Origin of the sequence: Streptomyces sp. NBC_00273 (genome assembly GCF_036178145.1) — a bacterium.
Classification (GTDB): domain Bacteria; phylum Actinomycetota; class Actinomycetes; order Streptomycetales; family Streptomycetaceae; genus Streptomyces.
The window spans coordinates 5,407,597-5,424,653 of sequence record NZ_CP108067.1 but is presented as its reverse complement, the minus strand read 5'-3'; the positions used below and the strand labels follow the sequence as shown (position 1 = coordinate 5,424,653).

General features: G+C 65.5%; 11 protein-coding genes and 3 rRNA genes. 4 read left to right on the top strand and 10 right to left on the bottom strand.

The window, feature by feature from the left end:
• Nucleotides 1-544 precede the first annotated feature (544 nt).
• Together OG386_RS23860 and OG386_RS23855 are read right to left on the bottom strand one after the other, a co-directional pair.
• Entirely contained in the window at nucleotides 545-1,441 is an 897-nt protein-coding gene (locus OG386_RS23860; protein ID WP_328789810.1) for a hypothetical protein, read from the bottom strand.
• Between the two features lie 402 nt (nucleotides 1,442-1,843).
• Complete coding sequence (locus tag OG386_RS23855) at nucleotides 1,844-2,383, bottom strand: Imm21 family immunity protein (RefSeq protein ID WP_328789809.1); 540 nt, start codon at nucleotides 2,381-2,383, stop codon at nucleotides 1,844-1,846.
• Between the two features lie 303 nt (nucleotides 2,384-2,686).
• On the opposite strand from OG386_RS23855, the gene OG386_RS23850 reads away from it, so the two are divergent.
• Nucleotides 2,687-3,148 (top strand): putative immunity protein, encoded by a 462-nt coding sequence (locus OG386_RS23850; protein WP_328793329.1) that lies wholly within the window; start codon nucleotides 2,687-2,689, stop codon nucleotides 3,146-3,148.
• Between the two features lie 6 nt (nucleotides 3,149-3,154).
• On the opposite strand, the gene OG386_RS23845 is transcribed toward OG386_RS23850, so the two are convergent.
• The gene (locus OG386_RS23845; RefSeq protein ID WP_328789808.1) at nucleotides 3,155-3,625 is read right to left on the bottom strand and encodes a DUF4240 domain-containing protein; all 471 of its coding nucleotides are present in this window, start codon (nucleotides 3,623-3,625) and stop codon (nucleotides 3,155-3,157) included.
• A 174-nt stretch (nucleotides 3,626-3,799) separates the two neighbouring features.
• Between OG386_RS23845 and OG386_RS23840 the strand changes: the two genes are divergently transcribed.
• On the top strand, nucleotides 3,800-4,180 hold the full coding sequence (locus tag OG386_RS23840) for a ribosomal protein L7/L12 (RefSeq protein ID WP_328789807.1): 381 nt from the start codon (nucleotides 3,800-3,802) through the stop codon (nucleotides 4,178-4,180).
• Between the two features lie 27 nt (nucleotides 4,181-4,207).
• On the opposite strand, the gene OG386_RS23835 is transcribed toward OG386_RS23840, so the two are convergent.
• The 5 genes from OG386_RS23835 to OG386_RS23815 all read right to left on the bottom strand — a co-directional run bounded on the left by OG386_RS23835 (nucleotide 4,208) and on the right by OG386_RS23815 (nucleotide 11,053).
• Nucleotides 4,208-4,714 carry a hypothetical protein gene (locus tag OG386_RS23835; RefSeq protein WP_328789806.1) on the bottom strand — a complete coding sequence of 169 codons (507 nt, stop codon included), beginning with the start codon at nucleotides 4,712-4,714 and terminating at the stop codon, nucleotides 4,208-4,210.
• Between the two features lie 124 nt (nucleotides 4,715-4,838).
• Nucleotides 4,839-4,955, bottom strand: a 5S ribosomal RNA gene (rrf, locus tag OG386_RS23830).
• Between the two features lie 76 nt (nucleotides 4,956-5,031).
• Nucleotides 5,032-8,154 (bottom strand): 23S ribosomal RNA (locus OG386_RS23825).
• A gap of 279 nt (nucleotides 8,155-8,433) precedes the next feature.
• Nucleotides 8,434-9,958: ribosomal RNA gene (locus tag OG386_RS23820) — 16S ribosomal RNA — on the bottom strand.
• The 16S, 23S and 5S rRNA genes sit together here, the layout of an rRNA operon.
• Nucleotides 9,959-10,516: 558 nt before the next feature.
• On the bottom strand, nucleotides 10,517-11,053 hold the full coding sequence (locus OG386_RS23815; RefSeq protein WP_328789805.1) for a MarR family winged helix-turn-helix transcriptional regulator: 537 nt from the start codon (nucleotides 11,051-11,053) through the stop codon (nucleotides 10,517-10,519).
• A 125-nt stretch (nucleotides 11,054-11,178) separates the two neighbouring features.
• On the opposite strand from OG386_RS23815, the gene OG386_RS23810 reads away from it, so the two are divergent.
• Complete coding sequence (locus OG386_RS23810) at nucleotides 11,179-12,480, top strand: MFS transporter (RefSeq protein WP_328793327.1); 1,302 nt, start codon at nucleotides 11,179-11,181, stop codon at nucleotides 12,478-12,480.
• Nucleotides 12,481-12,559: 79 nt separating this feature from the next.
• Here the strand turns inward: OG386_RS23810 and OG386_RS23805 are convergent, their stop codons facing one another.
• Nucleotides 12,560-14,380 carry an ATP-binding SpoIIE family protein phosphatase gene (locus OG386_RS23805; protein WP_328793326.1) on the bottom strand — a complete coding sequence of 607 codons (1,821 nt, stop codon included), beginning with the start codon at nucleotides 14,378-14,380 and terminating at the stop codon, nucleotides 12,560-12,562.
• A 135-nt stretch (nucleotides 14,381-14,515) separates the two neighbouring features.
• A complete protein-coding gene (locus OG386_RS23800; protein WP_328789804.1) occupies nucleotides 14,516-15,934 on the bottom strand; it encodes an NAD(P)/FAD-dependent oxidoreductase in 1,419 nt (472 codons plus the stop codon).
• A gap of 338 nt (nucleotides 15,935-16,272) precedes the next feature.
• Between OG386_RS23800 and OG386_RS23795 the strand changes: the two genes are divergently transcribed.
• The gene (locus tag OG386_RS23795; protein WP_328789803.1) at nucleotides 16,273-17,046 is read left to right on the top strand and encodes a TetR/AcrR family transcriptional regulator; all 774 of its coding nucleotides are present in this window, start codon (nucleotides 16,273-16,275) and stop codon (nucleotides 17,044-17,046) included.
• Nucleotides 17,047-17,057: the final 11 nt, after the last annotated feature.

Sequence of the window (17,057 nt, the reverse complement as noted above, 5' to 3'; positions counted from 1 at the left end):
GGGTGCACACATCACTTAGAGCGGGCACGTCATGTCGGAATAAGACCGACGCGCCACAACGTCCTCGCTGTGTTGTTGCCTGCAAGTGCTCCACGAGGAAGCCTTACAGGTCTTTTTCAAAGGAACCTCATCCACCGAAATGGACGGGGTATCAACTTCTGGCGTTGATTTTTGGCACGCTGTTGAGTTCTCAAGGAACGGACGCTTCCTTTGTACTCACCCTCTCGGGCTTTCCTCCGGGCTTTCGTTCTGTTCTTGCGTTTCCGACTCTATCAGACTCTTTCGCGTCCGACTTCCTCGGTGCTTTCCAGGTTTTCGCTTTCGCGCTTTCCCTTTCCGGCGGTTCCGACTCTATCAGAAGTTCTCCACCGGATTTCCCCGGCTTCAGATTCCTGAAGAATCGAGTGCACCCCACACAGAATTGCATTCCTTGGGGGGGCGGGCTGCCGAACTTGTCCAGTTCGAGGCAACCGTTTGACTCTACAACCCGCCCTGGGGGGTGTCAAAACGGCTCCGGGACACCCCGTTCGGCCCGCGGGCAGACCTACAAGCCGGCCCGGGTCAGCAACGCTTCTGCCTGGTCCGGGGAGAGGCGCGGGGGAGGTGGTGCTGCCGGAGGGCACGCGTGGTTGCCGCGGTTGAAGGACAGCATCCACTCCGCGAGCTCGCTGTCAGGTTCCAAGCCGGCCACCACCCGCTCGCGCAGCGCAGCCGGGGTGTCCGGCCGAGCCGCGATCGCATTGCGGACGAAGAGGTCCGGGTCCTCTGCCAGCTGATCCCGCAGCCCGGTCGGCAGATCCGGATGGGCCGCGACGGCTTCACGCACGTCGGAATCCGGGTCGGTGGCCAAACCCCGGGTGGGCGCCACGTGGCGAACCGCAGCAGCACGGGTCGCCGGATCGGCGAGCAGTCCGGGCAGCAGGTCCGCCGGAGGGACGTACGCCCGGACACTGCACCCGCGGACGTCCGGGTCGGTGTCCGTCAGCAGTGCTCTGCGCACGGCGTCCGGGGCATCCCGCCAGCGTGAGACGACCGACGACCGCACAGCGGAGTCCGGATCCGCGGCCAGTCGGGCCAGCAGTTCCGGCGGCAGGTGGTCGTTCAGCGTGAGGAACCATCGCACGGACTGCTCCGGGTCGTCCGCGAGGCGAGCCAGTGTCCCGGGCGGCTCGTCCTTGATGCTCGCGGCGACCGCGGATCGGACGGCCGGCTCCGGGTGCTCCACGAATCGGATCCTCAGCCGGGGCGGTACGTGGCTGTTGGCGGCGAGCGTGCGTGTGGAGCCGAGCGCGATGATCTCCTCGATCATTTCCTCGGTCAGGTCCCGGCGGAGCAGCGCCACCTGGTGCCGGGCGCCCGGGTGGCTTAGCAGGCGCCACACCATGTCGGCGGGAAGGTCCTCTTGGGTTGCCAGAGCGGTGAGTTCGGCATCCAGATCCATGGTCAGCAGGCTAAGCGGCTCTGGTGGAGTCGGCTGCTGATCCTTTGATGCGCGCGCGTTGACGGATCAAGGCTTGGTCGGCTTTCGACGCCGATGGCGGCCAGCTCCTCGCGTCGTCCTTTGAAGACCCGGGCCACGTGCGCGGAAGCGTCGCCCAGGACGACGGTGCACGGACGGACCCGGGTGAAGCCCGCGGGCATGGCCGGGGCGAAACTGCCCGGGCGGCCTGCTGGAGGACAGCGCAGCCACTACCTCGCGGTCTCGCGGGTGACCGTACCGGGGTGGCCTGGCCGAGGGGCATCCGCCAGTGCGCCCAACCCGCCGGCCGCGAACCGGTGGACCGCACCGCGCACGTTGACCTCGTTGCAGTCGAGACGTACAGAACCCGCACCGCGCTCGCCGCTACCGCGACCGGAGCGGCTGGGTGAACTGGACGAGCGGGACGAGCTGGACCAGCTGGAAGGCGGTCTCGGAGTTCGGCTGCACCAGCGCGGCCCGGACCTCGTACCGGCCAGCCGCAAGATCCACCCGAGCGTGGTTGTCGGGCTCCACCTCGGAGCCGGGCCAGGCGGAGTCGAACAGCACGACCGGCCCCGGCACGTCCCAGACCTGCCCCTCCTCCCAGGCGGCATCCTCCAACGCCGCCCCGACGCCGCCCAGCAGTTCCGCTTCCGTCTCGGCCGCCAGCCACCGCACGAAGACCCCGTACTCCGGGAGGAACACCGTGGACGAGGGCTCGTCACCCAACACCAGTGCGTGCGACGGACCCACCGCGAGGAGTCCGGTGAAGCCGACGACCGCGCAGGCCCTGTCGTAGTCGGATTCCGGGCCTTCGCTGTCCGCCCCCTCCCACCGAGTCAGCGCCTCGGCCGGCACCACCACCAGCGGTCCCCCGCCGGACTCCACCCAGTCGACCAGTCCCTGATCCGCATATCTCGCCATGCCGCGAGGGTAGGGGCCGATTCCCGTGCAGGGGACCGGAACTACCTTGCCGAGGTTCCGGCACTGCTCGATGAGCGCCCGGGCGGGGGCCTCGGCGAGGGGGGCGGGGGGCTCCTCGTGCGCGGCCGTACGCAGGGTGCCCGCGGCGCACAGCCGCCACTGCTCGGGACGCCGATCAACGAGACTACGAGGAAGGGGAGTTCGTCTGCCTGCGCCGTTCGAACCCCGAGCTGCATGACGGGCGGATGGACAAGGTGACCGTCAGCGAAGAAGACCGCCGTCAACTCGGACTCTGGGCCGCCGATTGCGTCGAGCGGGCCCTCCCCCTCTTCCTTCGAGGCGAAGGCTCCCACCGACCCCCGCCCTCGGGAGGCGATCGAAGGCATCCGAGCCTTCGCCCGCGAGGGCGGTGGGCGGACCGCGAAGTTACGTTCCCTCGCCTGGGCGGCCCACGCGGCAGCGACCCCGTACATCCACCCGCTGGCCACCCCGCACCAGTCGAAGCACGTACTGGGGCCCGCCGTGTACGAGGCACTCGCCCGTGAACTCTCTTCGGGCGATGCCGCGCGCGCTGACGAGGAGATCCGGTGGGCGGTCGAGCAGGCCCCAGCGGAGGTACGCACACTGCTGCGCCGGATGCCGGCTCGCAGCCCTGGTCGCAGTCGGCTGGACACGCTCTACTACGAGCTCGACGCCGCCCTCCGCCGCTGGACGACGGGGACTGGCCGCGCAGGTGACAGCGTGGTTCTGGCAGGCGTTCCGTGAGGACGATCAACGACGCTGGAGTTCTCCACCATCCGCAGGCCCCGTGGGTGAATCAGCCCAGCCTTCGGTGTTCGAGCAGGACTCGTAGGAGTAACGCGTATCGCGGTCCCACTCCTCCCCGGTGATGCGTTCGTACGCCCGGTCCGGTGTGTAGAGCAGGCTTTCGGCCCAGATGAGGTCGGTGGCGTAAGGGGTGAAGGCCACGGGGTCTCGGAGGACGCTGTCGAATTCGGTGCGGCCGGCGGCGACGACCGCGGCACGGGTGTAGAGAAAGGCGTCTCCGCCCAGGTCGTGTCCGTACTCCTTGCGGTCCAGCCGGTAGAGCGCCCATGACAGTTGCTCGGCGAAGCCGATGACCTGCGACAACGGGGACCGGGCAAGCCGCTCGGTCAGGGTGTCTGCAAGGACATCGGCGTCCGGGTCGGGTTCCGCGGGCTTGCAGTCCTCGATGAGTTGCCAGAAGGCGTCTTCGTCCATGCTGGTGAGCATGGAACAGGGGTCTGACAGTCCTGGCTCTCGGGTCATCTGACTGCTGCTGAGAGGCCGTTCAGTGATCACTCCTCGTCTGGGTCCGGCATTGGCCTGCCCCATGGCGGGCAGCTGCGGGGATGATTGACTTGCTGGACAGCCTGAGGCCGCTGGGGAGGGCGTGTGGAGGAGCCAGGATTCCGAGTGCTGCTCACGGGGTCAGGAGACCGGAAGATGGAGGCGATCCGTGCGGTCCGAACGGTCACCGGCCTCAGCCTTTGGAACAGCAAGCTTCTGCTGGACAGTGCGCCGGTAGCAGTCACAGGGCCCGTCTCGCTCGAAACCGCCCAGGACGTGGCCGATGTCCTCGAGGCCGCGGGTACCGACGCCACAGTGCTCTGCGACTGGTGCGAGCGCACCATCATGCGAACGGCTGGCCCGCTGGACCCGGCCCCGTGCAGTGCGTGGCCTCCCGAGGCCTGTCGGGCGAGTTGCCCGCCCAATGCCTGTGCCGAGACTGAGCAACCCAGCTCGTCCGTGCAGAGCAGATCGATGCGGCCGTAACGGACGATGGTCCCGGTCCGCTCTCTGTCAGGTGGAGACGATGGGACAGCCGCGCCGGATCGAGTGCTGGGCGGCACGCAAGAACAGTGCGACGTAGAAGGCTGCGTCCAGGTCCGTGCTCCAGGGTCCTGTTCGAGTGGTGACCAGCTCCTTCGCCCGGTTGCAGAACCAGGTGCTGAGGTCGAGGTTGTCGCACGTTGCGGGAGTTTCCGCCGGCAGCCCGATGGCCGCCGCCAGCTTCTCCGCGAGCGGTAGTACCTGAGGGGCACCGGCGACCATGGTCGACTCGTAGTAACCGGAGTCGATGGGCAGCCAGATCTCCTCGTCGAGCGGGATGGGCACGAGTACCGTCCAGCCGCAGAGGACCGCTTGGCCCGAGCCGGCTGCGAAGTCTGTCTCCGGGGGCACGTCCACGTAGGGCGGCAAGCCCCGCTGTCTGAGTTCGGCGTTGAGCGCTGAAGCGACTTCGCCCCACCCGTCTTCCTCCTCGCCGAACCATTCATCCGCGCCAACGCTCACGAGGTACGCACCCATGCGGGGAAGCTACAGCGTGCGTCTGACATCGGTTGGCGGTGACCGCACGCCAACCGGGCCGTGAACGCAGAAAAGCCCCGCACCGAACCCGTAAGGGTTGGTGCGGGGCTTTCCCACAATGATTGTTCGGCGGCGTCCTACTCTCCCACAGGGTCCCCCCTGCAGTACCATCGGCGCTGAAAGGCTTAGCTTCCGGGTTCGGAATGTAACCGGGCGTTTCCCTAACGCTATGACCACCGAAACACTATGAAATTTGAACGCTGGTGTTGACACAGCTGTTCGTTATTTCAGAACTAACACAGTGGACGCGAGCAACTGAGGACAAGCCCTCGGCCTATTAGTACCAGTCAGCTTCACCCGTTACCGGGCTTCCACATCTGGCCTATCAACCCAGTCGTCTACTGGGAGCCTTACCCTCTCAAGGAGGTGGGAATACTCATCTTGAAGCAGGCTTCCCGCTTAGATGCTTTCAGCGGTTATCCCTCCCGAACGTAGCCAACCAGCCATGCCCTTGGCAGGACAACTGGCACACCAGAGGTTCGTCCGTCCCGGTCCTCTCGTACTAGGGACAGCCCTTCTCAATATTCCTACGCGCACAGCGGATAGGGACCGAACTGTCTCACGACGTTCTAAACCCAGCTCGCGTACCGCTTTAATGGGCGAACAGCCCAACCCTTGGGACCGACTCCAGCCCCAGGATGCGACGAGCCGACATCGAGGTGCCAAACCATCCCGTCGATATGGACTCTTGGGGAAGATCAGCCTGTTATCCCCGGGGTACCTTTTATCCGTTGAGCGACGGCGCTTCCACAAGCCACCGCCGGATCACTAGTCCCGACTTTCGTCCCTGCTCGACCCGTCGGTCTCACAGTCAAGCTCCCTTGTGCACTTACACTCAACACCTGATTGCCAACCAGGCTGAGGGAACCTTTGGGCGCCTCCGTTACCCTTTGGGAGGCAACCGCCCCAGTTAAACTACCCATCAGACACTGTCCCTGATCCGGATCACGGACCGAGGTTAGACATCCAGCACGACCAGAGTGGTATTTCAACGGCGACTCCACAACCACTGGCGTGGCTGCTTCAAAGTCTCCCACCTATCCTACACAAGCCGAACCGAACACCAATATCAAACTGTAGTAAAGGTCCCGGGGTCTTTCCGTCCTGCTGCGCGAAACGAGCATCTTTACTCGTAGTGCAATTTCACCGGGCCTATGGTTGAGACAGTCGAGAAGTCGTTACGCCATTCGTGCAGGTCGGAACTTACCCGACAAGGAATTTCGCTACCTTAGGATGGTTATAGTTACCACCGCCGTTTACTGGCGCTTAAGTTCTCAGCTTCGCAACCCCGAAAGGTCACTAACCGGTCCCCTTAACGTTCCAGCACCGGGCAGGCGTCAGTCCGTATACATCGCCTTACGGCTTCGCACGGACCTGTGTTTTTAGTAAACAGTCGCTTCTCGCTGGTCTCTGCGGCCACCCCCAGCTCAAGCAGCAAGTGCTATCACCAGTGATGGCCCCCCTTCTCCCGAAGTTACGGGGGCATTTTGCCGAGTTCCTTAACCATAGTTCACCCGAACGCCTCGGTATTCTCTACCTGACCACCTGAGTCGGTTTAGGGTACGGGCCGCCATGAAACTCGCTAGAGGCTTTTCTCGACAGCATAGGATCATCCACTTCACCACAATCGGCTCGGCATCAGGTCTCAGCCTTAATGAGGGACGGATTTGCCTACCCCTCGGCCTACACCCTTACCCCGGGACTACCACCGCCCGGGCTGGACTACCTTCCTGCGTCACCCCATCGCTTACCTACTACAAGTCTGGTTCGTCGGCTCCACCACTTTCCTTTCCCCGAAGGGTCCGGAACGGCTTCACGGACTTAGCATCGCCTGATTCGATATTGGGCGTTTCAAAGCGGGTACCGGAATATCAACCGGTTGTCCATCGACTACGCCTGTCGGCCTCGCCTTAGGTCCCGACTTACCCTGGGCAGATCAGCTTGACCCAGGAACCCTTAGTCAATCGGCGCACACGTTTCTCACGTGTGTATCGCTACTCATGCCTGCATTCTCACTCGTGAACCGTCCACAACTAGCTTCCGCTGCTGCTTCACCCGGCACACGACGCTCCCCTACCCATCACAGCGGGCGTTGGCCCTATTGCTGCAATGACACGACTTCGGCGGTACGCTTGAGCCCCGCTACATTGTCGGCGCGGAATCACTTGACCAGTGAGCTATTACGCACTCTTTCAAGGGTGGCTGCTTCTAAGCCAACCTCCTGGTTGTCTCTGCGACTCCACATCCTTTCCCACTTAGCGTACGCTTAGGGGCCTTAGTCGATGCTCTGGGCTGTTTCCCTCTCGACCATGGAGCTTATCCCCCACAGTCTCACTGCCGTGCTCTCACTTACCGGCATTCGGAGTTTGGCTAAGGTCAGTAACCCGGTAGGGCCCATCGCCTATCCAGTGCTCTACCTCCGGCAAGAAACACACGACGCTGCACCTAAATGCATTTCGGGGAGAACCAGCTATCACGGAGTTTGATTGGCCTTTCACCCCTAACCACAGGTCATCCCCCAGGTTTTCAACCCTGGTGGGTTCGGTCCTCCACGAAGTCTTACCTCCGCTTCAACCTGCCCATGGCTAGATCACTCCGCTTCGGGTCTAGAGCGTGCAACTCAATCGCCCTATTCGGACTCGCTTTCGCTACGGCTTCCCCACACGGGTTAACCTCGCTACACACCGCTAACTCGCAGGCTCATTCTTCAAAAGGCACGCAGTCACGACCGTTGTTCCGAAGAACAACGGCGACGCTCCCACGGCTTGTAGGCACACGGTTTCAGGTACTATTTCACTCCGCTCCCGCGGTACTTTTCACCATTCCCTCACGGTACTATCCGCTATCGGTCACCAGGGAATATTTAGGCTTAGCGGGTGGTCCCGCCAGATTCACACGGGATTTCTCGGGCCCCGTGCTACTTGGGAGATGAGCAAGCAAGCCGCTGATGTTTCGTCTACGGGGGTCTTACCCTCTACGCCGGACCTTTCGCATGTCCTTCGACTACATCAACGGTTTCTGACTCGCCGACCGGCCGGCAGACCGATCAAGCTCATTCCCACAACCCCGCATGCGCAACCCCTGCCGGGTATCACACGCATACGGTTTGGCCTCATCCGGTTTCGCTCGCCACTACTCCCGGAATCACGGTTGTTTTCTCTTCCTGAGGGTACTGAGATGTTTCACTTCCCCTCGTTCCCTCCACACTGCCTATGTGTTCAGCAGTGGGTGACAGCCCATGACGACTGCCGGGTTTCCCCATTCGGACACCCCCGGATCAAAGCTCAGTTGGCAGCTCCCCGGGGCCTATCGCGGCCTCTCACGTCCTTCATCGGTTCCTGGTGCCAAGGCATCCACCGTGCGCCCTTAAAAACTTGGCCACAGATGCTCGCGTCCACTGTGTAGTTCTCAAACAACGACCAGCCACCCATCACACACTCCCTAAGGAATGCTTCACTGGGGCCGGCACTGAAGACATGACCTTACGGCCGTACCTTCAGGACCCAACAACGTGCCAAGCACGATCACCTCTACTTCACTGTGTTCCACGCCGAAGCAGTACTTACAGAGAGTTTCGGAAACCGTGCCAACTAATCAACGTTCCACCCATGAGCTGACCGTGCAGAACGTTTGTCTGCAATCGGTACTGTGCTCCTTAGAAAGGAGGTGATCCAGCCGCACCTTCCGGTACGGCTACCTTGTTACGACTTCGTCCCAATCGCCAGTCCCACCTTCGACAGCTCCCTCCCTTACGGGTTGGGCCACCGGCTTCGGGTGTTACCGACTTTCGTGACGTGACGGGCGGTGTGTACAAGGCCCGGGAACGTATTCACCGCAGCAATGCTGATCTGCGATTACTAGCGACTCCGACTTCATGGGGTCGAGTTGCAGACCCCAATCCGAACTGAGACCGGCTTTTTGAGATTCGCTCCACCTCACGGTATCGCAGCTCATTGTACCGGCCATTGTAGCACGTGTGCAGCCCAAGACATAAGGGGCATGATGACTTGACGTCGTCCCCACCTTCCTCCGAGTTGACCCCGGCGGTCTCCTGTGAGTCCCCATCACCCCGAAGGGCATGCTGGCAACACAGGACAAGGGTTGCGCTCGTTGCGGGACTTAACCCAACATCTCACGACACGAGCTGACGACAGCCATGCACCACCTGTATACCGACCACAAGGGGGGCACTATCTCTAATGCTTTCCGGTATATGTCAAGCCTTGGTAAGGTTCTTCGCGTTGCGTCGAATTAAGCCACATGCTCCGCCGCTTGTGCGGGCCCCCGTCAATTCCTTTGAGTTTTAGCCTTGCGGCCGTACTCCCCAGGCGGGGAACTTAATGCGTTAGCTGCGGCACCGACGACGTGGAATGTCGCCAACACCTAGTTCCCAACGTTTACGGCGTGGACTACCAGGGTATCTAATCCTGTTCGCTCCCCACGCTTTCGCTCCTCAGCGTCAGTAATGGCCCAGAGATCCGCCTTCGCCACCGGTGTTCCTCCTGATATCTGCGCATTTCACCGCTACACCAGGAATTCCGATCTCCCCTACCACACTCTAGCTAGCCCGTATCGAATGCAGACCCGAGGTTAAGCCTCGGGCTTTCACATCCGACGTGACAAGCCGCCTACGAGCTCTTTACGCCCAATAATTCCGGACAACGCTTGCGCCCTACGTATTACCGCGGCTGCTGGCACGTAGTTAGCCGGCGCTTCTTCTGCAGGTACCGTCACTTTCGCTTCTTCCCTGCTGAAAGAGGTTTACAACCCGAAGGCCGTCATCCCTCACGCGGCGTCGCTGCATCAGGCTTTCGCCCATTGTGCAATATTCCCCACTGCTGCCTCCCGTAGGAGTCTGGGCCGTGTCTCAGTCCCAGTGTGGCCGGTCGCCCTCTCAGGCCGGCTACCCGTCGTCGCCTTGGTGGGCCATTACCCCACCAACAAGCTGATAGGCCGCGGGCTCATCCTTCACCGCCGGAGCTTTCAACCCCCGCCCATGCAGGCAGGAGTGGTATCCGGTATTAGACCCCGTTTCCAGGGCTTGTCCCAGAGTGAAGGGCAGATTGCCCACGTGTTACTCACCCGTTCGCCACTAATCCACCCCGAAGGGCTTCATCGTTCGACTTGCATGTGTTAAGCACGCCGCCAGCGTTCGTCCTGAGCCAGGATCAAACTCTCCATGAATGTTTACCCGTAATCGGGTGCACACATCACTTAGAGCGGGCACGTCATGTCGGAATAAGACCGACGCGCCACAACGTCCTCGCTGTGTTGTTGCCTGCAAGTGCTCCACGAGGAAGCCTCACAGGTCTTTTTCAAAGGAACCTCATCCACCGAAGTGGACGGGGTATCAACTTCTGGCGTTGATTTTTGGCACGCTGTTGAGTTCTCAAGGAACGGACGCTTCCTTTGTACTCACCCTCTCGGGCTTTCCTCCGGGCTTTCGTTCTGTTCTTGCGTTTCCGACTCTATCAGATCCTTTCGGGCCTGACCCCCAGTCAGCGGGGTTTGTCTTCCGGGCTGTTGGGCCCTTCCGACTCCTGAACTCTAGTGGATTTCCCCGGCGATTCATAATCGGCCTTCGGAAAGAAATTCGGGCACGCCGAATTCGTTCCCAGTGGGAGATCGTGCTGAGTTAGGTGCCGCAACGAGGCGGCGGGATTCGCTGTCGCCACAACCTTCCGGCTCTGGGACAACTCGAAGAACCTTACGGACCCGTCGGGCTCGTGTCAACCCCGGTGGTCAGCTGGGTGAGTGGAGGTCTTCCACGCGGTCCAACAGGCGGGCGAGCATGTCGCCGAGCACCCCGCGCTCCGCGGTGGAGAGGTCCTGGAGGAGGTCCTCCTCGAAGACCGTGGCCGCGCGCATCGCGTCCAGCCACTTGCTACGGCCCTCGTCGGTGAGCTCCACGATCACGCGGACCCGGTTGGACTCGTCCCGCTCGCGCGTGACCAGACCCTCCGCCGTCATCCGGTCGATCCGGTGGGTCATCGCCGCCGGCGTGAGGCCCAGCTGCTTCGCCAGTTCGCTCGGACCCATCCGGTAGGGGGCGCCGGAGATGACGAGGGCCTTGAGGACCTCCCACTCCGCGTTGCTGATGCCCAGGGCCGCCGTCTGGCGGCCGTACGCGACGTTCATGCGGCGGTTCAGGCGGCTCAGTGCCGAGACGACCTTCTCGACCTGGGGGTCCAGGTCCTGGAACTCGCGCTGATAGACGGCGATCTGTTCGTCGAGGCTCGGCTCGTGGACGGCCGCAGTGCCGTCGGGGGTGTCACCCATGGGTCGAAGTATCGCACGAGCTCGTTGGCGTCTAACTCCTTCGATGTGTAGTGTTAAGGCTTGAAGTTTAGCTATGAAGTCTTCAGGCTTCAGGTCTCAAAGGCAGGTGAGAAGTGACCAAGGTGATGGGCGCTGCGATGCGGCGGATCCAGGCCGGGAACGCGCTGACCGCGTTCGGCATCGGTTTCACGGTTCCGTTCCTCTACATCTATGTGGCGCAGGTGCGAGATCTGGGTTCCATGGCCGCCACGTGCGCGTTCGTGGCCTTCGCCCTCGGCGCTCTCGTCGCGCTGCCCTTCACCGGTCGGGTCATCGACCGACGTGGTCCGGTACCCGTGGTCATCGGGGCGGCCGTCACCGCCTCGGTCGGTGCGCTCTCGCTCGGGCTCTCCACCAACATCGCGGCGATCCTGCTCTCCGCTCTGGCGCTCGGCGCCGGGCAGGCCGTGATGCAGCCCGCGCTGGCCACGATGATCGTGTGGTGCTCCACGCCGTCCACCCGGACCCGTGCCTTCGCCCTGCAGTTCTTCATGCAGAACCTGGGGCTGGGCATCGGCGGTCTGTTCGGTGGCCAGATCGTCGACGAGAGCCGGCCCGGCAGCTTCACCCTGCTGTTCGGCATCGAGGCCGTGATGTTCCTGGTGTTGGCGGGCGTCATCCTCAGCGTGCGGCTGCCGCAGGTGCCGAGCATCAAGGACGCCGTGCCGAAGGACCCGTCCCAGTCGGGCGGCAGCGGCTGGAAGCGGCTGCTCCGCCACAAGGCCATGGTGCAGCTGTGCGTGCTGGGCTTCGTGGTGTTCTTCGCCTGCTACGGACAGTTCGAGTCGGGTCTGGCCGCCTTCGGTACCGAGGCCGCCGGGATCTCCCCGTCCACCCTCGGCTTCGCGCTCGCGGCCAACACCGGTGCGATCGTCGTCGCGCAGTTCGTCGTGCTCCGGCTGGTCGAGAAGCGCCGCCGGTCGCGGGTGATCGCGCTCGTCGGGCTGATCTGGACCGTGGCGTGGGTCATCGCCGGGTTCTCGGGTCTGGGGCACGGCAGCGCCGTGATGGCCGCTGCGGCGTTCGTCAGCACGTACGCGCTCTTCGGCATCGGCGAGGCCATGCTGTCGCCGACCCTGGCGCCGCTGGTGGCCGACCTGGCGCCCGAGGGCTCGGTGGGTCAGTACAACTCGGCCTTCGCGCTGGTCAAGCAGATGGCGCTGGCGCTGGGGCCGCTCGGGGTGCCGCTCGGTGCGGGGGTTCCGATGCTCTACATCGGGGTGTTCGTGTTCGTGTCGCTCGGGATCGCCGCCCTCGCGCTGCGGCTCGGCAGGCGGCTGAGTCCGATGCAGGACAACCCGTGGGTGGCGAGCAAGGTCGTGGCGCAGGGCGGCCCCGTCGCCGAGGTGGCCACCGGGGACGTAGTCGTGGAGCGCGTGCACGCGTAGGAACGTACGTATGTATGTGCGGGAAGCAGGAAGGCCCCGGTCCGGGTGGATCGGGGCCTTCCTGCTTCCCGCTGTTCGACTACTTGTCCGGCAGTGCGAACTCGCACCAGACGGCCTTGCCGCCGCCCGGGGTACGGCGGGAACCCCAGGAGGAGGCGATGGTCGCGATGATCGAGATGCCGCGCCCGGTCTCGTCGCCCGGTTCGGCGCGGCGGCGGCGCGGGAGGTGGTCGTCCCCGTCGGTGACCTCGATGATCAGCCGGCGGTCGGTGCGGCGCAGCCGTAGGCGCATGGGCGGGGTGCCGTGCTGGAGGGAGTTCGCGACGAGCTCGCTGGCGGCCAGGACGCCGAGGTCGCAGAGCTCGACGGGGAACCGCCAGGAGGCGAGGACGCCCTGGGCGAAGGCTCGGGCGCGCGGGGCCGCCTCGATGCCGCCGAGGAGTTCCAGGGCGGCGTTGTGGAAGAGCTCGGCGTCGGATCCGGTGCGGGCCGGCTGCTGGAGGACCATCACGGCGACGTCGTCGTCGTGATCGGCGTCCACGCCGAGGGCGCGCATCAGGCGGTCGCAGATGACGGCCGGGGTGCCCTGGGCGCCGGAGAGGGCGCGTTCGAGGGCGGCGACGCCCTCGTCGATGTCCTCGCCCCGGCGTTCGACCAGGCCGTCGGTGTAGAGGACGGCGGTGGAGCCGGGGCCGAGGGCGATGGTGCCCGAGGTGTGCAGCCAGCCGCCGGTGCCGAGCGGTGGGCCGGTGGGGTCGGCGGCTCTGCGTACGGTGCCGTCCTCGTCGCGGACCAGGATCGGGAGGTGGCCGGCGGAGGCGTAGGCGAGCAGGCCCTCGTTGGGGTCGTGGACGGCGTAGACGCAGGTGGCGATCTGGCTGGCGTCGATCTCGGCGGCGAGGCCGTCGAGGAGCTGGAGCACCTCGTGCGGGGGCAGGTCGAGGCGGGCGTAGGCACGGACGGCGGTGCGCAGCTGGCCCATGACGGCGGCGGCGCGCACGCCGCGGCCCATGACGTCGCCGATGACGAGGGCGGTGCGGCCGGCGCCGAGGGTGATGACGTCGTACCAGTCGCCGCCGACGGCGGCTTCGGTGCCGCCGGGCTGGTAGGTGGCGGCGATGCGCAGGTCGTCGGGCTGTTCCAGCTCCTGGGGGAGGAGGGAGCGCTGGAGGGTGACGGCGGCCTCGCGCTGGCGGCGCTCGCTGGCGCGGAGGCGCTCGACGGCTTCGGCGTGGTCGGTGACGTCGGCGAGGTGGATCAGGACGCCGGTGTGGTGGGGGTCGGGCTCGCCCTCGGCGTCGGACTCGGGGAACTCGACGGGGGTGCAGGTGACGGTGTACGAGCTGCCGCCGCCCGGTGCGGTGCGGTTCTTGGCGGTGCGGGACTTGCCGCTGCGCTGGACCTGGTCGAGGAGCGGGAGGAGGCCGAGCTCGCCGAGTTCGGGCAGGGCCTCGTGGGCCGGGGCGCCGGGCGTGCGGGCGCCGAAGCCGGCGGTGTAGGCGTCGTTGACGTAGGCGACGCGGTGCTCGGGGCCGTGGACGAGGGCGACCAGGGCCGGGAGCCGGCCGAGGACCTCGCGTACGGAGAGCTCGTCGAGGGAGGGCACGGCGGTGAGGACGCCCGTCCGCCCGGGCGGGGACGCGGCCGGGGACGTGGACGCGCCTGTGCCTGTGCCTGTGCTGCCGCCATTGCCATGGCCGCTTCCGGTCCCGGAGACCGTGGGGTCGGCGGGCTGGCCGTCGGCGGGCGCGGGCCGCTCGGCTCCGGGGTCGGCGCGGCCGCCGCGGGCTGCCGGGACCGCGCCTTCACCTCGCTTGGCTTGGGCGGCGGCGTGTTCGGACCGGGCGGCGGCGCGGCGCTGCGTTCCGGGGAACCGGGCGCTCCAGCGCGTGAAGTTCACTGCGTTCAAGCCTCGTGGTGTCGCGAGTGGTCGCTGTGTCGCTCGTGGGCGGTCGCTGACTGGACGATGTCACTCTGTGCAGGGGTGAGCGCACCTATGGTCACACGTCCAGTGTGGCCGACCGCACTGACAACGTCAGCCCTGGCCGTTCTGCGGGGGGTTGGGGGCGGGGGGTGGTGGAGGTGGCTTGGGGCCGCCGCCTGCGGCCAGTTCGAATTCTGCCCTGGGATGTTCGAGGGAACCCAGGGAGACGATCTCACGCTTGAAGAGGCCGGAGAGGGTCCATTCCGCAAGGACGCGCATTTTCCGGTTGAAGCTGGGGACGCGGCTGAGGTGGTAGGCGCGGTGCATGAACCAGGCCGGGTAGGCCTTCAGCTTGCGGCCGTAGATGTGGGCGACGCCCCGGTGCAGGCCGAGCGAGGCGACCGAGCCCGCGTACTTGTGGGCGTACTCGGTCAGGACCTCGTCGCGGAGGGAGGCGAGGAGGTTGTCGGCGAGGACCTTGGCCTGGCGGACGGCGTGCTGGGCGTTGGGGGCGCATTCGCGGCCCTTCTCGCCGGCGGTGATGTCGGGGACGGCGGCGGCGTCGCCCGCGGCCCAGGCGTGCTCGACGCCTTCGACGGTGAGGAAGGAGGTGCAGGCCAGGCGGCCGCGTTCGTTCTTGGGGAGGTCGGAGGCGGCCAGGATGGGGTGCGGTTTGACGCCGGCGGTCCACACGACGGTGCGGGTGGGGAAGCGGGCGCCGTCGCTGAGGACGGCGACGCGGTTCTCGCAGGATTCGAGCCGGGTCTCCAGGCGCACGTCGATGTTGCGTCGGCGCAGTTCGCGGACCGTGTAGACGCCCATCTCGGGGCCGACCTCGGGGAGGATCCGGTCACTGGCCTCGACGAGGACCCACTTCATGTCCTCGGGCTTGATGTTGTGGTAGTACCGCGCCGCGTAGCGGGCCATGTCCTCGAGCTCGCCGAGGGCTTCGACGCCCGCGAAGCCGCCGCCGACGAAGACGAAGGTGAGGGCGGCGTCGCGGAGGGCGGGATCGCGGGTGGAGGAGGCGATGTCCATCTGTTCGATGACGTGGTTGCGCAGTCCGATGGCCTCTTCGACCGTTTTGAATCCGATGCCGTAGTCGGCGAGTCCCGGGACGGGAAGGGTGCGGGAGATGGAGCCCGGGGCGAGGACGAGTTCGTCGTACTCCATCTCGACGGGGCCGGTTCCCTCATCGGCGGTGGCGAGGGTCTTGACGGTCACGGTCCGTTTGGCGTGGTCGATGCGCTGGGCCTCGCCGATGACGATGCGGCACTTGTCGAGGACGCGGCGCAGCGGGACCACGACGTGCCGGGGGGAGATCGCGCCCGCGGCCGCTTCGGGGAGGAAGGGCTGGTACGTCATGTAGGGCTCGGCGGTGACCACCGTGACCTCGGCTTCGCCGGCTCTCAGCTTTCGCTGGAGGCGGAGCGCCGTATACATGCCGACGTAGCCGCCGCCGACGATCAGGATGCGCGTACGGGGCGGGGTACCGGGGGCCGTGCCCCGGGAGTTAGCAGCCTTCACCATCCCATGACGCAACGTGGCTGGGAGTTTGTCCACAGGCCCGGCAAATTGTGTGACCGGAGTGAGTGCTGGGGCGGAGTGCAAGAGGACGTCAGCTTGTGGCGAAAATCTGCAGGTCAGGGTGCACGGAATGCGAGATTCCGGAGGCACGGATCGGAAAAGTGGGGGTGAATGCTCCGATCGGGCGGTGCTCCGTCCGGGGCTGCCTCTTCTGAATTGACTCTGGCTCAACTATGTTCGTATCTCGTCGAGGAGTAGGACCGGGCCCGAGACCGTGGCCCCCTCGACGTGAAGGCGGGGAGTGTCTCCGGGGGGAGACAAATGATTACCGGGGGATACATATGAACATTTCCGATTTCCATGGTTCTGCGACCACGCTCTCGGTCGAGAGCAGCGGACGTGGCATCGCGGGCGGCACCACGCACGGTGTGGGCCGGTCCACGCCGCTGCGCGTCGACGCCCAGCGCAACCTGGAGCACGTTCTGCGGGCGGCCCGTGAGGTCTTCGGCGAGCTGGGCTACGGGGCTCCGATGGAGGACGTGGCTCGCCGCGCCCGAGTCGGTGTCGGCACCGTGTACCGGCGCTTCCCGAGCAAGGACGTCCTGGTGCGGCGCATAGCCGAAGAGGAGACCGCGCGGCTGACCGAGCAGGCCACGGCGGCCCTGGGCCAGGAGGAGGAGCCGTGGCAGGCGCTGTCGCGCTTCCTTCGCACCTCCGTGGCCTCGGGCGCCGGGCGGCTGCTGCCGCCGCAGGTCCTGCGGGTCGGCTCGGCCGTGGAGGACGAGGCCGAGGAGGTGGAAGCCGCTCGGGTTCCGCACCAGCGGCAGGCCGTGCCGGCCGCCGGGGCTCCCGACCTGCGGGTCCTGGGCGCGCGCGGCTCCGTAGAGAACGAGCCCTCGGACGACGCGGGTGCGGGTGCGCTGCTGGAGGTCGTCGGCCGGCTGGTGCACCGGGCACGGGAGGCCGGTGAGCTGCGTACCGATGTCACGGTGGCCGATGTGCTGCTGGTGATAGCGACGGCGGCGCCCGCGCTGCCCGACCCGGCGCAGCAGGCGGCGGCCTCGACGCGGCTGCTCGACATCCTGCTCGAAGGGCTGCGGTCCCGGACGGCGTGACCTCGGCGGGT

Coding starts and splice junctions, on each gene's coding strand:
- OG386_RS23860 (WP_328789810.1), bottom strand. CDS start 1,441: ATGGATCTGGATGCCGAACTCACCGCTCTGGCAACCCAAGAGGACCTT.
- OG386_RS23855 (WP_328789809.1), bottom strand. CDS start 2,383: ATGGCGAGATATGCGGATCAGGGACTGGTCGACTGGGTGGAGTCCGGC.
- OG386_RS23845 (WP_328789808.1), bottom strand. CDS start 3,625: ATGGACGAAGACGCCTTCTGGCAACTCATCGAGGACTGCAAGCCCGCG.
- OG386_RS23835 (WP_328789806.1), bottom strand. CDS start 4,714: ATGGGTGCGTACCTCGTGAGCGTTGGCGCGGATGAATGGTTCGGCGAG.
- OG386_RS23815 (WP_328789805.1), bottom strand. CDS start 11,053: ATGGGTGACACCCCCGACGGCACTGCGGCCGTCCACGAGCCGAGCCTC.
- OG386_RS23810 (WP_328793327.1), top strand. CDS start 11,179: ATGGGCGCTGCGATGCGGCGGATCCAGGCCGGGAACGCGCTGACCGCG.
- OG386_RS23800 (WP_328789804.1), bottom strand. CDS start 15,934: ATGGTGAAGGCTGCTAACTCCCGGGGCACGGCCCCCGGTACCCCGCCC.
- OG386_RS23795 (WP_328789803.1), top strand. CDS start 16,273: ATGAACATTTCCGATTTCCATGGTTCTGCGACCACGCTCTCGGTCGAG.